Source organism: Streptomyces sp. NPDC087901, from assembly GCF_044742205.1.
Taxonomy (GTDB): domain Bacteria; phylum Actinomycetota; class Actinomycetes; order Streptomycetales; family Streptomycetaceae; genus Streptomyces.
On sequence record NZ_JBIUUC010000017.1, the window covers coordinates 100,341 to 112,335 of the forward strand.

The 11,995-nt window shown below is 71.1% G+C and carries 13 protein-coding genes; 7 read left to right on the forward strand and 6 right to left on the reverse strand.

What is annotated here, in order from left to right; all coding sequences use genetic code 11:
* The first annotated feature begins 62 nt into the window (after positions 1-62).
* On the forward strand, positions 63-398 hold the full coding sequence (locus tag ACIOEW_RS35595; RefSeq protein WP_401969148.1) for a DUF2516 family protein: 336 nt from the start codon (positions 63-65) through the stop codon (positions 396-398).
* Here ACIOEW_RS35595 and ACIOEW_RS35600 read toward each other — a convergent pair.
* The 3 genes from ACIOEW_RS35600 to ACIOEW_RS35610 all read right to left on the reverse strand — a co-directional run bounded on the left by ACIOEW_RS35600 (position 380) and on the right by ACIOEW_RS35610 (position 4,131).
* Complete coding sequence (locus ACIOEW_RS35600; protein WP_401969151.1) at positions 380-1,735, reverse strand: PP2C family protein-serine/threonine phosphatase; 1,356 nt, start codon at positions 1,733-1,735, stop codon at positions 380-382. The genes ACIOEW_RS35595 and ACIOEW_RS35600 overlap by 19 nt on opposite strands.
* Before the next feature lie 318 nt (positions 1,736-2,053).
* Positions 2,054-3,112, reverse strand: a complete 1,059-nt coding sequence (locus ACIOEW_RS35605; RefSeq protein WP_401969153.1) for an NlpC/P60 family protein — start codon at positions 3,110-3,112, stop codon at positions 2,054-2,056.
* 242 nt (positions 3,113-3,354) lie between these two features.
* The gene (locus ACIOEW_RS35610; RefSeq protein ID WP_362552153.1) at positions 3,355-4,131 is read right to left on the reverse strand and encodes a class I SAM-dependent methyltransferase; all 777 of its coding nucleotides are present in this window, start codon (positions 4,129-4,131) and stop codon (positions 3,355-3,357) included.
* A 260-nt stretch (positions 4,132-4,391) separates the two neighbouring features.
* On the opposite strand from ACIOEW_RS35610, the gene mshA reads away from it, so the two are divergent.
* The 3 genes from mshA to ACIOEW_RS35625 all read left to right on the forward strand — a co-directional run bounded on the left by mshA (position 4,392) and on the right by ACIOEW_RS35625 (position 8,370).
* Entirely contained in the window at positions 4,392-5,744 is a 1,353-nt protein-coding gene (gene mshA / locus ACIOEW_RS35615) for a D-inositol-3-phosphate glycosyltransferase (RefSeq protein ID WP_362552156.1), read from the forward strand.
* A gap of 240 nt (positions 5,745-5,984) precedes the next feature.
* The gene (locus ACIOEW_RS35620; protein WP_401969156.1) at positions 5,985-6,512 is read left to right on the forward strand and encodes a YbjN domain-containing protein; all 528 of its coding nucleotides are present in this window, start codon (positions 5,985-5,987) and stop codon (positions 6,510-6,512) included.
* Positions 6,513-6,660: 148 nt separating this feature from the next.
* Positions 6,661-8,370, forward strand: a complete 1,710-nt coding sequence (locus tag ACIOEW_RS35625) for a glycosyl hydrolase family 28-related protein (protein WP_401969158.1) — start codon at positions 6,661-6,663, stop codon at positions 8,368-8,370.
* A gap of 24 nt (positions 8,371-8,394) precedes the next feature.
* Here the strand turns inward: ACIOEW_RS35625 and ACIOEW_RS35630 are convergent, their stop codons facing one another.
* Positions 8,395-9,405, reverse strand: coding sequence for a phosphotransferase family protein (locus ACIOEW_RS35630; RefSeq protein ID WP_401969160.1), 1,011 nt, complete (start codon positions 9,403-9,405; stop codon positions 8,395-8,397).
* 245 nt (positions 9,406-9,650) lie between these two features.
* On the opposite strand from ACIOEW_RS35630, the gene ACIOEW_RS35635 reads away from it, so the two are divergent.
* Entirely contained in the window at positions 9,651-10,451 is an 801-nt protein-coding gene (locus tag ACIOEW_RS35635) for a hypothetical protein (RefSeq protein ID WP_401969161.1), read from the forward strand.
* 22 nt (positions 10,452-10,473) lie between these two features.
* Here ACIOEW_RS35635 and ACIOEW_RS35640 read toward each other — a convergent pair whose 3' ends face one another.
* A complete protein-coding gene (locus tag ACIOEW_RS35640) occupies positions 10,474-10,716 on the reverse strand; it encodes a hypothetical protein (RefSeq protein ID WP_350998131.1) in 243 nt (80 codons plus the stop codon).
* Positions 10,713-10,961 (reverse strand): hypothetical protein, encoded by a 249-nt coding sequence (locus ACIOEW_RS35645; protein WP_401969163.1) that lies wholly within the window; start codon positions 10,959-10,961, stop codon positions 10,713-10,715. Before ACIOEW_RS35645 ends, ACIOEW_RS35640 begins: the two co-directional genes overlap by 4 nt.
* A gap of 183 nt (positions 10,962-11,144) precedes the next feature.
* On the opposite strand from ACIOEW_RS35645, the gene ACIOEW_RS35650 reads away from it, so the two are divergent.
* Positions 11,145-11,315, forward strand: coding sequence for a hydrophobic protein (locus ACIOEW_RS35650; RefSeq protein ID WP_350998125.1), 171 nt, complete (start codon positions 11,145-11,147; stop codon positions 11,313-11,315).
* Between the two features lie 282 nt (positions 11,316-11,597).
* Positions 11,598-11,951 (forward strand): PRC-barrel domain-containing protein, encoded by a 354-nt coding sequence (locus ACIOEW_RS35655; RefSeq protein WP_362557640.1) that lies wholly within the window; start codon positions 11,598-11,600, stop codon positions 11,949-11,951.
* The last annotated feature ends 44 nt before the right edge of the window (positions 11,952-11,995 follow it).

Consider the following 11,995-nt stretch of genomic DNA (forward strand, 5'->3'; position numbering starts at 1 on the left):
CCGGTCGTTGTCCCGGTACCTTGGCCGCGAGGCGCTCATCCACTGACTAGGCGGTGCACATCATGTTGCTCGAAGGCTTCAGCACATTCCTCGGGCTGATCTACACGGCCATGCTCGTCCTCGCCGTGGTCGCGCTGGTCATGGCGGCGATGGCCCGCGAGGACGCCTACCGCGCCGCGGACAAGCAGAAGAAGTCCTTCTGGGTGATCATTCTCGGCATCGCGGTGGTGGTGAACCTCTGGGTGCCCATGCTGTTCGTGCAGCTCGCCGGGCTGATCGCGTCCATCGTGTTCTTCGTGGACGTGCGGCCCGCGCTCAAGGCCGTATCGGGCGGCGGCGGCCGCCGCGGCGGCTCCAGCAGCGACGGTCCGTACGGGCCCTACAACGGCGGTCGTTGAGCACCTGCGGGTGACACCTGTCCGGGGCGGGGGCGCGGGATGCTCCGGCCCCGGTCGCCGTTCTTTGCCCGGCGGCGGGCGGTGTCGCGGGCGGTGTCCTGGTCGCGGTCGAGCAGCAGGACCGCGACGTCGTCGGTCAGTTCGCCGCCGTTCAGCTCCCGGACGTGGGTGACCGCCGCCTCCAGGAGGTCCTCACCGGTCAGGCCCTCGGACAGCTGGCGGTTGATCATCGCGACCATGCCGTCCTGGCCGAGTCGCTGCGTGCCGTTGCCGACGCGGCCCTCGATCAGCCCGTCCGTGTACATCATCAGGCTCCAGGAGCCGCCCAGTTCGACCTGCCGGCGCGGCCAGCGGGCGCGCGGGAGCAGGCCGAGTGCCGGGCCGCCGTCCTCGTACGGGAGCAGGTGCGCGGCCCGCCCCTGGCGGGCGATCAGCGGTGCGGGATGGCCCGCCAGGCACAGGCCCGCGCGGCGGCCGTCGGGGGCGATGTCGACGGTGCAGAGCGTCGCGAAGATCTCCTCGCTCTCCCGTTCGTGCTCCAGCACCTGCTGGAGCGTGGAGAGCAGCTCGTCGCCACAGAGTCCGGCCAGCGTCAACGCCCGCCACGCGATGCGCAGTTCGACGCCGAGGGCCGCCTCGTCCGGGCCGTGGCCGCAGACGTCACCGATCATCACGTGGACCGTGCCGTCGGGCGTGCGGACCGTGTCGTAGAAGTCGCCGCCGAGCAGCGCGCGGCTGCGGCCGGGGCGGTAGCGGGCCGCGAAGCGCAGATCGGAGCCGTCGAGCAGCGGGGTGGGCAGCAGGCCGCGCTCCAGGCGGGCGTTCTCCTGGGCACGCAGCCGGGACTCGGTGAGCTGGTGCTGGGCGACGTCGGCGCGTTTGCGTTCGACGGCGTAACGGATGGCGCGGCTGAGCAGCCGGCCGTCCAGCTCGCCGCGGAAGAGGTAGTCCTGTGCCCCCACCCGTACCGCCTCGGCCGCCAGCTCGGCGTCGTCCTCTGCCGTGATGGCGAGCACGGCGTGCCGGGGTGCGATGCGCAGCACGTGCTTGAGGGTGGCGAGCCCGTCGGGCTCCGCCCCCCGGTCGCCGCGCGTCTCGGCGCCTGACGGCAGCGCCAGGTCCAGCAGGATGCAGTCCACGTCGTCGGTGAGGAGCCGGCCCGCCTCGGTCAGATTGCGGGCAGCGCGGATACGGACCCGGGCACCGGCCGCGGCGGAGAGCTCCGGGACGCTGAAGGTGCCCGCGGGGTCGTCCTCGATCACCAGGAGGGTGAGGTCGGTGCCACTGCTGGCCTCCGCAGCGGGAACGGCACGTTGCTGCGGTACGGGTACGGGCATCGGTTCGGGTTTCCTTCCCTCCCCCCGAGGGCGCGGCGGGACGACGATCGACGACCCGCCAGACGGGGACGATAGCGGTACGGGATGCGGGAACGGAATGGCGCACGGCACTCGGCCTCCGGCATATGCACCGCCATAAGCCGCGTCAGGTCACGGATCAGGCGTGATGTGACCGTCCCGGGGTGCCCGGGGCGGCATGACAAAGGTCACGCCCGCCGTCCTGGGCACAGTGGCGCCGCTCACGCCGGTGTTCGCGGGGGAGTGTCCGGGGTGCGTCGCGGGGTCGCACGGCGGGGAGCGGCCGCCCCGCGGGGCGTCCTACTTGTCCGGGCGGACCACTCCGAGGATCTCCATCGAGCCCGCCCCGGCGAGTGTGACGTCGCGGCCGGGGCGCGGGGCGTGCACGATCGCGCCGTCGCCGATGTACATCCCGACGTGGCTGGCGTCGCTGTGGTAGATGATCAGGTCGCCGGGGCGCAGGTCCTTGATGGCGATGTGCGGCAGCTGCCGCCACTGCTCCTGCGAGGTGCGCGGGATCGGCCGTCCGGCCGCCGCCCAGGCCTGGGAGGTCAGTCCGGAGCAGTCGTACGACCTGGGGCCCTCGGCTCCCCACACGTACGGCAGGCCGATCTTGGAGGTCGCGAAGGCCACCGCCTTCTTGCCGCTCGCCGTCGCCGCGCGGTTGATCTCCTTCAGCGCGCCGGAGCCCAGCCAGGCGGTCTGCGACTTGTACTCCGCCTCCTGCTCCAGCTGGAGAAGCCGGGCGCGCTCCTTCTTCTCCAGCTGGGACTCCAGCTTCTTCGCCGCCTCGATCTGCGCGTTGATCTTCTTCTTGGCCTTTGCCTGCTTGACGCGACTGGCTTCGAGCTTCGTCCAGTTGGTGCTCGCGTCCTGCGTGTACGTCTCCAAGTCCTCCTGGGTCCTGTTCAGTTCCCCCAGGAGCCCCTTGGCGGCCTTCTGGCCCTGGCGGGCCCGGCTGACACCGTCCAGGAAGAGCTGCGGGTCGCCGCTGAGCATGAGCCGGGCGCCCGGCGGCAGTCCGGCGTTGCGGTACTCGTCGCGGGCCTGGGCGCCCGCCCTGTTCTTGAGCTCGGCGATCTTCGCCTGGCCCTCGACTATGGCCTGGGCCAGCTTGACGATCTCGCCCGACTGCTTCTTGGCCTTCTCCTCGGCGAGCTTGTACGCGTCCGCGGCCGACCCGGCGGCCCGGTAGAGGCCGTCGATCTCCTGGCGCACCTCTTCGAGGCTCTTCCTGCCCGAGGGGGCAGGGGCCGGCGAGGGGGGCGCGGGTGCCGCGAAGGCCTGGACGGGCGAGGCCAGTACGGCCATCGCGCAGACCAGAGTGATCGCGGCAGCGGCACAGTGGCGTCGGTACACGAAGCTCCCCCTCCGAGCGGATCCCCACGGATCTGATTTACCGTCAGTAACTTATGGTGCCGACGAGATCGTGCCATGCCCTACCGAAAAGCAACAGAGGCAGACACATCTGTGCAGGCTCGCGGGATCCCCGTGTCGCCCCGGCCCGGCTTCCCCGGCCCGGCCCCCCTGTTCTGGGACGAACGATGCTGCGCCGTCGTTCCCGGCGCCGGGGGATTTCACCTTGTTTTCCGCGTGTTGGGCTACCGCTCGGGTTGCAGCGCCGACCATTTCACCGTCACTTCGCCCTGGCGCCACCGCCGTACGCCGTCCGTCAGCGGCCACTCGCCCGACAGCGCGCGCGCGGCCGTGATCCAGCGCTGCCGGGCGCCCAGCGAGGCGTACGGTGCGGCCGCAGCCCAGGCCCGGTCGAAGTCGCGCAGGAACGCGTGGACGGGCTCGCCCGGCACATTGCGGTGGATCAGCGCCTTGGGCAGCCGCTCCGCGAGGTCGGACGGCCGGCCCAGGGAGCCGAGCCGGGTCGCGAAGGTCACGGTGCGCGGCCCCTCGGGACCCAGTGCCACCCACACGTGGCGGCGCCCGATCTCGTCGCAGGTGCCCTCCACCAGCAGGCCGCCCGGTGAGAGCCGGTCGCACAGCCGCTGCCAGACGGCGGCCACCTCGCCCTCGTCGTACTGGCGCAGCACGTTCGCCGCCCGGATCAGCGTGGGCCGCCCGGGCAGCGGGATCTCGAAGCCGCCGTGCCGGAAGGTGAGGCCCTCGCGCTCGTACGGCCGCGCCGCCTCGACGCGCTCAGGGGAGATCTCGACGCCGACCACGCGGGTGCGCGGTTCGGCGGTGCGCAGGCGCTCCAGCAGTTCGACGGCGGTCCAGGGGGCGGCACCGTACCCGAGGTCGACCGCCACGGGGGCGTCGGCGCGGCGCAGGGCGGGGCCGTGCGTGGCGGCGATCCAGCGGTCCATGCGGCGCAGCCGGTTCGGGTTGGTGGTCCCGCGGGTCGCGGTGCCGATCGGGCGCATGACACAGAGCGTAACGACCGCACCCGCGGGTGCGCGGTCCAGGCGGTCGTCCCGAACGCGGGTGCGCGGTCCCGGCGGCCGTCCCGGCGACGCGCCGGAGCCGTACCGTAATGATTTGGCAAAACGGAAATGAAAGGCGGGGTTCCGCTGTTCCAGACCTTCGAAGGGACCTTGCGCCCCTTCGGTGCCATGCCCGTGAGCGAGTCCCATGCCCGTGAGTGAGTCGGTACCAGTGCCCTGAGTGAGGAGGACCGGACGACGTGAGCCAGTACGTCTCCCGGCTCGGCAACAGCCGCGTCGCACCGCGCCTCAGGTTCCCCACAGGCTTTCCCGGCGGCCACCGCAAACCGCGCCGGATCGCGATGCTCTCCGTGCACACCTCCCCGCTGCACCAGCCGGGGACGGGTGATGCGGGCGGCATGAACGTGTACATCGTGGAGCTCGCCAAGCGCCTGGCCGCGATCAACATAGAGGTCGAGATCTTCACCCGCTCCACCGCCGGCGCCCTGCCGCCGACCGTCGAGCTGTCGCCCGGCGTCCTGGTCCGGCACGTCGACGCGGGGCCGTACGAGGGTCTGGCCAAGGAGGAGCTGCCCGCCCAGCTCTGCGCCTTCACGCACGGCGTGATGCAGGCGTGGGCCGGCCAGCGCCCCGGCTACTACGACCTGGTCCACTCCCACTACTGGCTCTCCGGGCACGTCGGCTGGCTCGCCGCGCAGCGCTGGGGCGTCCCGCTCGTCCACGCCATGCACACCATGGCCAAGGTCAAGAACGCGGCGCTCGCCGAGGGCGACACCCCCGAACCCGCCGCGCGTGTCATCGGGGAGACCCAGATCGTCAGCGCGGCCGACCGGCTGATCGCGAACACCGCCGAGGAGGCGGCCGAGCTCGTCCGCTTCTACGAGGCCGATCCGGCCGCCGTCGCCGTCGTCCACCCCGGCGTCAACCTGGACCGCTTCCGCCCCGCCGACGGACGTGCCGCGGCCCGCGCGCGCCTCGGCCTGCCGCAGGACGCACTGATCCCGCTCTTCGCGGGCCGCATCCAGCCGCTGAAGGCCCCGGACGTGCTGCTGCGCGCCGTCGCCGCCCTGCTGGACCGGGACCCCGCGCTGCGCTCCCGGATGGTCGTGCCGGTCGTCGGCGGACCCAGTGGCAGCGGGCTCGCCAAGCCGGAGGGGCTGCAGAAGCTGGCCGCCCGTCTGGGCATCGCGGACGTCGTGCGGTTCCACCCGCCGGTCGGGCAGGACCAGCTCGCCGACTGGTTCCGGGCCGCGTCCGTGCTGGTCATGCCCTCGTACAGCGAGTCCTTCGGCCTGGTCGCCATAGAGGCCCAGGCGGCCGGAACCCCGGTCGTCGCGGCGGCCGTGGGCGGCCTGCCGGTGGCGGTACGGGACGAGGTCAGCGGCTTCCTGATCCCTGGGCACGACCCGGAGGCGTACGCCCACGCGCTCCACCGCTTCGCGCTCGCGCCGGAGCTCGTCGAGCGGATGGGCGGCGCGGCCGCCGCGCACGCGCGGCGCTTCGGCTGGGACACGGCGGCGGCAGCGACCGCGGACGTGTACACGGAGGCGATGCAGGCACACCGGCGCCGGGTGCGCTCGCACCACGGGTGAGCTGCGGCGGGTGCGCTCGCACCATGGCTGAGATGCACCGGGTTGCGCTCGCACCACGGGGCACCACGGGTGAGACGCGCCTGAGCGCTCGACACCACGGGTGAGGCGCGCCTGAAGACGCGACGCCACGGGTGAGACGCGCCTGGAGGCGCGACACCACGGGTCGCCACGCGAGGGATCCGGCGGGTTCCCGGGAGTTCCCGCCGGACGGGCGCCCGGCGCCTGACGTACGCTCGCTCCATGGCTGACGTACCCGAGAAAGCGGCGACACCGCAGGTCACGCAGGTCGCTCAGGTCATCGAGGCGACGCTGAAGGATGCCGGACTCGACTGGGAGAGCCCCGCGCCCGGCAGTTACGTCGTCCAGCTGCCCGGCACCCGCAAGCTCGCCACCACCTGCTCGCTCATCGTCGGCGCGCACGCGCTGTCCCTCAACGCCTTCGTCATCCGGCACCCCGACGAGAACGACGCGGCGGTGCACCGCTGGCTGCTGGAGCGCAACCTCCGGCTCTTCGGCGTGAGTTACGCCATCGACTCGCTCGGGGACGTCTACCTCGTCGGCAAGCTGCCGCTCTCCGTGGTGACGCCGGAGGAGCTGGACCGGCTGCTCGGCGCGGTCCTGGAGGCCTCGGACGGCGCCTTCAACCCCCTGCTCGAACTCGGTTTCGCGAGCGCGATCCGCAAGGAGTACGCGTGGCGGGTGTCGCGCGGTGAGTCCACGCGGAATCTGGAAGCGTTCACGCATCTGACCCAGCGCCCCGCCAACTGACGCCTGCTGTCTGACGGTTCCCTGACTGCCCCGCGTATTCCCCGGTGCACGAGTCTTTCGCCGTGCCCGGGGCTCGTGGCATGCTCACGACCGACGCAGATATGAACATCGTTCACATCCGTGAATTTACGAGAGGCGGATCGGGCTCATGGCGATCAACGGGAACATCAGCAGGCGTGGACTGCTGGGCAGCGCGGTGGCGGTCGCCGCGGCCGCGGCGACCGGAGCGCTCGGCGGCGGGACAGCCCTCGCCGCGACCGGCGCAACGGCCGGCAGCCGGCCGCAGCCCACCCCGCTCTGGCGGGAGTTCGCCGCAGCGCCCTTCACGCACCCGCAGATCCCGTTCATCGGCAGGGCCGGCTACCGCGGCGGCTCCGACCTGCCGCGCCCCCGTACCGGCCACGGCTTCACCGCCAACGTCCTGGACTACGGCGCCGAGCCGGACGGCTCCGCTGACGCCGCCCCCGCGATCAACCGCGCCATCGCCGATGCCGGAGAGCGCGGCGGTGGCACGGTGATCGTCCCCGAAGGCACGTACCGCATCGACGACATCATCCGCATCGGCCACAGCGATGTCGTGGTCCGCGGCGCGGGCAGCGGCCGCACCACGCTGTACGCCACGAGGAACCTCACCGAGATCATCGGCGCTTACGGCAGCCGCTACGGCGGCGACAAGTCCAGCTGGTCCTGGGCGGGCGGCCTCATCTGGCTCTGCCCCGAAGCCCGTTGGACCTCGCTCACCGAAGCCGTCAAGGCGAAGGCCTGGCCCTTCGAGGGATGGACGGGCAACAGGCGCGACGAGTGGCAGACCCTGGCCACCGTCGCCCCCGCCCGCCTCGGCGACCGTACGATCACCGTCGACGACACCCGGAAGCTGAAGCGTGGCGCACTCGTCCTGCTCCGCCTCGCCGACGACTCGGCCCACACCCTCCTGGAGCACATGGCGGGCGGCGGCGCGGGCCCGGAGGCGTACTACTGGGACGACAAGACGAAGCTGACCTCGTACGTCCCCTACGAGTGGCCGGTCCGCATCACCGCCGTGCACGGCCGCCGGGTCACCCTGGAGCGGCCCCTCCCGCTCGACGTCCGCCCCGAGTGGGACCCGCGGCTGACCACCCTCGCCGCCCCGCTCACGGGCTCGGGCGTCGAGGGCCTCACCCTCGAAGCGGTCGAGACCCCGCAGTCGCCGCACCTGCTCGACAAGGGGTACAACGGCGTCGCGTTCCAGTGCGCGTACGACTGCTGGGCCGACGACATCACCGTCCGCCACGTCGACAACGGCTTCGGCCTCATCGGCGCCTCCGCCTGCACCCTGCGCCGCACGAAGGTCACGGGCCGCGGCTCGCACCACCCGTACTACTGCCGCGAGGGCAGCCACGACAACCTGATCGAGGACTTCACCATCGAGCAGCGCACCGTCCCGGCGCCCTCCGGGACCCAGCTGCACGGCATCAACGTCGAGGGCCTGTCCAGTTACAACGTCTGGTCGCGCGGCGTGATGGAGATGGGCACCTTCGACTCGCACCGCGGGATGCCGTTCGCCAACGTCCGTACCGACATCACGGTGAACAACAACGGGCGCCACGGCGGCGACGCGAGCGCCGGACCGCTGTTCGGCGCCCGCTTCACACACTGGAACATCCGCGTCACCAACGGCCGGGCCGGCCTGATGCGGATCGACGGCCTCGCCCCGTACAGCGCGACCGTCGGGGTCAGCGAGGTGACGGAGTTCGACCAGACCGACGTCCCCGACTTCACCGGCGACCTGCACACCCGCCTGGAGGCCTACGGCACCCCGGAGACCGTCCGCCCGCGCAACCTCCACGACGCCCAGCGGGCCCTGAGGATCCGGGGCTGAAGAGTGTCGGGGCCGCGGTCGCCTTCAGGGCCGCAGCCCCGACTCCACATCGTCGAGGGCCTTTTCGAGCCGCGGCGCCACCTCGTTCCACGTCCACGCGAGCTGCTCCGCGTCGGCCTCCCGCGGCACCGTCTCCACCAGCATGATCAGGTAGAGATACGCGCGGTACAGCGCAAGCCGCAGCCGCAACGAGCCGTCGAAATCCACCCGCCCGCCCGGCGCCGACTCCCCGTAACCGGCGAGGAATTCCTTGTCCTGCTCCATGTCCCCGAACAGGGCGAGCGACACGAAGTCGGCGGCCGGGTCGCCCCAGAACATCCGCTCCCCGTCGATGATCCCCCCGATGCGCCGCGCTCCCGGCTCCCCGGCGACCAGGACGTTGCCCTGCCACAGGTCGAAGTGGACCAGGGCGGGCCGGGTGACGTCGTCCAGTACGTACGAAGCGGCCCCGAGCCGACGGCGGATGTCCGCGGGCGTACGCGGCAGCCGCGCCCCGTACGTCTCCGCATCGTCCAGCACCGCACCGGTCATCGCGGTGAACGCGCCGCGCCACGTGGGGACCAACGGGCCGAGAGCCGTGGACGGATAGCCGAAACCGCCCGGCCCCGGCACGGTGTGCAGCCGGCCGACGATCCGTCCGAGCTCCGTGCGCAGCCGCCGCGCCTCACCGTCGGTCAGGGCTTCGGCCACCTCGTGCCAGGGCTGCCCGGGACGCTCCGTCATGATCACGTAAGCGCCCCCGGGGGCCGCCGGGTCCAGCCCGCTGTGCACGACGGCGGGGACGGCGGTCTCCTCGGCGAGCCCGGCCGCCGCGGTGTAGAACGCGACCTCGTTGACCAGCAGATCGCGCTCGTAGGTGAGACAGCTCGCGAGGGCCGGCGGCGGAGTCTTCACCACCCACCGGCGGCCGTCGGTGAGGCCGACGCGGGTGACGGCGTTGTACGTGCCCCCGGCCAGCGGGGCACAGGAGGCGATCAGTTCCGGGGGTATCCCCACGGAACCGAGCGCGGCGGGCAGGGCGGAATCCATCGGCATCAGCGAACCTCTTCGAGCGGTCACTCCGGGTCGTGTTGCTGATGTCTGCGTCGATTGCACAGTTCAGAGCCTTCACGGGGTGATCACGACGTCGTCACGATCACGGACGATGCCCGCTTTGACGGATGGCCAAACCACAGCGCACTCATAGAGTTGGCGTACCCCCACGATTCCTCACTGCCGCGCCGAACCCGGCGTGGGCCGCTCTCGTGCGGGCGAAACACCCTGAGACAGAAGGATGGGCCATGCGACCCACTGCCATACGCCGTACCGCCGTTGCCGCCACCGTGATGTCCCTGGCCCTGCTCACCGCGGCCTGCGGTTCGGACGCCGGGGACGCCGCGGACAAGGACGGCAAGGCGGGCGGATCCGCTTCCGGAAAGCCCGCGGGCAAGGGGGCTGACACGTCCGCCGTCAAGGCGCTGACCGCGGCCGAGCTGGAGAAGGTCTCCCTGGCGCAGGGTGACGTCAAGGGCCACAAGATCGCCAAGGCCGGTCCCGCCGACGCCATCGCCGCCAAGGACGTCACCGTCGACAAGGCCGCCTGCGACGTCTTCGCCGACGCGCTGATGGGCGCCAAGGCCGGCACGCCCGCCGCGTCCACGCAGCGCAAGGTCGTCAGCGAGCCGAAGAAGGGCGGCGACAAGGAGAGTGACGACCCGGCGGAGGCGTTCAAGGCCGCCTTCGACATCACGACGACGCTCACCACACTCGCCTCCTACGACGGCAAGGGCGCCGAGGAGGTGCTGGCCGGTCTGCGGACCGCCGCGACCGAGTGCGCCTCCGGTTTCACCTTCACCGCGGCCGGATCCAAGCAGAAGATCTCCAAGATCGCGGAGGTGCCGGTCAAGGGCGGCGAGGAAGCCGTCGCCTGGACGGTGACGGTCGAGGCGGACGGCGAGAAGAGCGCGATGAAGCTCATCCAGATCCGTCAGGGCGCCACGGTCGCCTCGCTGACCTCGCTCAACCTGGGCGCGTCCGGCGCGGGCGGCGACTTCGACCTGCCGACCGCGGTGATCGACGCCCAGGCCGGCAAGCTCGCCTGAAAGCGGTACGCCTGGTCCCGGATCAGGGCAGCGGGACGAGCCGCACCACGGTGACGGTCAGGACCGAACCGGAGACGTAGTAGAGCACGATCGCCCCGGCGACCGTCGCCTCACGGCGATCGTGCTCACCCTTGACGGCGGACGAGCCGTGCCCGTACGGCTCACACCCCAGCGTGCGTGCCATCTCGTCCCGGAAGGTGGTGCCGTCCCGCATCTTGGCCAGGGTGTCGTCGGCGGGCGGCGCGTAGGAGATCCGGAAGCTCAAGCGACGCTCCGCCTCTCGGCCTCGTCCCGCGCCAGCCTGTCCAGGATCCGCTCGGCCTCCGGATCGGGCACGGCCTCCAGCATCCAGTGCCGCATCACGGCCTGGATCTCGTGCACGCCCGCCTCGTTGATGGCGTGGTCGAACTCCTCGCGTCTCGTCTCGGGCAGCGCGTCGCGGATGGACGGGATGCTGTTGGGCACCTCGACCTCGGCGCCGCCGACAAAGGTCTTCAGGGGCTCACTCATGGTTGCTCTCCCCGCTCTCCCCGTATGCGCCACAGAGTACGACGAGCCGTGAGGCGCGTCACTTCCGGTCACGTCACCCCTGCGACCACGTGCACACGCCACGAGCCGTTTCGCCGGGTTCTGTCATCGGCAGTGAATGCGGGGCGAGTACCGGGGCAGATGAAGCCCCGGAGGTTGATACCCATGGTTCCCATCATTCTTGTTCTCCTGCTGGCCCTGCTCCTTTTCGGCGCCGGATTCGCACTGAAGGCCCTTTGGTGGATAGCCGTCGTCGTACTGGTGGTGTGGCTGCTCGGTTTTGTCATCCGCCCGGCATCCGGCGGAGGCAAGCGAGGCCGCTGGTACCGCTGGTAGGGGAAGGCTGAGCCCGTAATGACGCGGGGTGGACCACGACGCATTGTCGTGGTCCACCCCGCGTCGTTTGCGGCGGTCCCGGAAAGGCGGCGGCTCCCAGCGGGGACCGTGACTTCCCTTGCGAGTGCTCTTCTTGAACCTTCCGAACACCACGAATGTGTAGGGGCCTTGAAGCGGGGCAGGCGATCTTCCGAGAGGGCGTCAGCCTTTCAGTGAACGCCAGCACGACTCCACGGTCCGTTCGGTGGAGGAGTGAAGAATCTCGATGAAGGAGCTGTTTCCATGAGTGACAACATCTGGGGCTACCAGCCGACCGCCGGCTACACCGCGGGCACCGACCTGATCGGCTACAAGGTCGAAGCCACCGACGGGAGCATCGGAACGGTCGACAAGCACTCGGACGAAGTCGACTCCTCGTACCTCGTGGTGGACACGGGTGTCTGGATCTTCGGAAAGCACGTCCTGCTGCCGGCCGGAACGGTACGCACCGTCGACGCGGCCGCACGGAAGGTTTTCGTCGACCTGACGAAGGACCAGATCAAGAACTCCCCCGAATTCGACAAGGACAAGCACGTCGGCGATGCCGGGTACCACGAGCAGGTCGGCGGGTATTACCACAGCCACCGCCGCATCTGATCCCATAGCATCCCACCACCCCGGCACGACAGGGAGAAGGGGCC

Excerpts from the sequence above, each read along its gene's own strand:
- ACIOEW_RS35645 (WP_401969163.1), bottom strand. The coding sequence starts at position 10,961 with ATGAGTGAGCCCCTGAAGACCTTTGTCGGCGGCGCCGAGGTCGAGGTG.
- ACIOEW_RS35610 (WP_362552153.1), bottom strand. The coding sequence starts at position 4,131 with ATGCGCCCGATCGGCACCGCGACCCGCGGGACCACCAACCCGAACCGG.
- ACIOEW_RS35630 (WP_401969160.1), bottom strand. The coding sequence starts at position 9,405 with ATGCCGATGGATTCCGCCCTGCCCGCCGCGCTCGGTTCCGTGGGGATA.
- ACIOEW_RS35655 (WP_362557640.1), top strand. The coding sequence starts at position 11,598 with ATGAGTGACAACATCTGGGGCTACCAGCCGACCGCCGGCTACACCGCG.
- ACIOEW_RS35650 (WP_350998125.1), top strand. The coding sequence starts at position 11,145 with ATGGTTCCCATCATTCTTGTTCTCCTGCTGGCCCTGCTCCTTTTCGGC.
- ACIOEW_RS35595 (WP_401969148.1), top strand. The coding sequence starts at position 63 with ATGTTGCTCGAAGGCTTCAGCACATTCCTCGGGCTGATCTACACGGCC.
- ACIOEW_RS35625 (WP_401969158.1), top strand. The coding sequence starts at position 6,661 with ATGGCGATCAACGGGAACATCAGCAGGCGTGGACTGCTGGGCAGCGCG.
- ACIOEW_RS35635 (WP_401969161.1), top strand. The coding sequence starts at position 9,651 with ATGCGACCCACTGCCATACGCCGTACCGCCGTTGCCGCCACCGTGATG.
- ACIOEW_RS35620 (WP_401969156.1), top strand. The coding sequence starts at position 5,985 with ATGGCTGACGTACCCGAGAAAGCGGCGACACCGCAGGTCACGCAGGTC.
- ACIOEW_RS35600 (WP_401969151.1), bottom strand. The coding sequence starts at position 1,735 with ATGCCCGTACCCGTACCGCAGCAACGTGCCGTTCCCGCTGCGGAGGCC.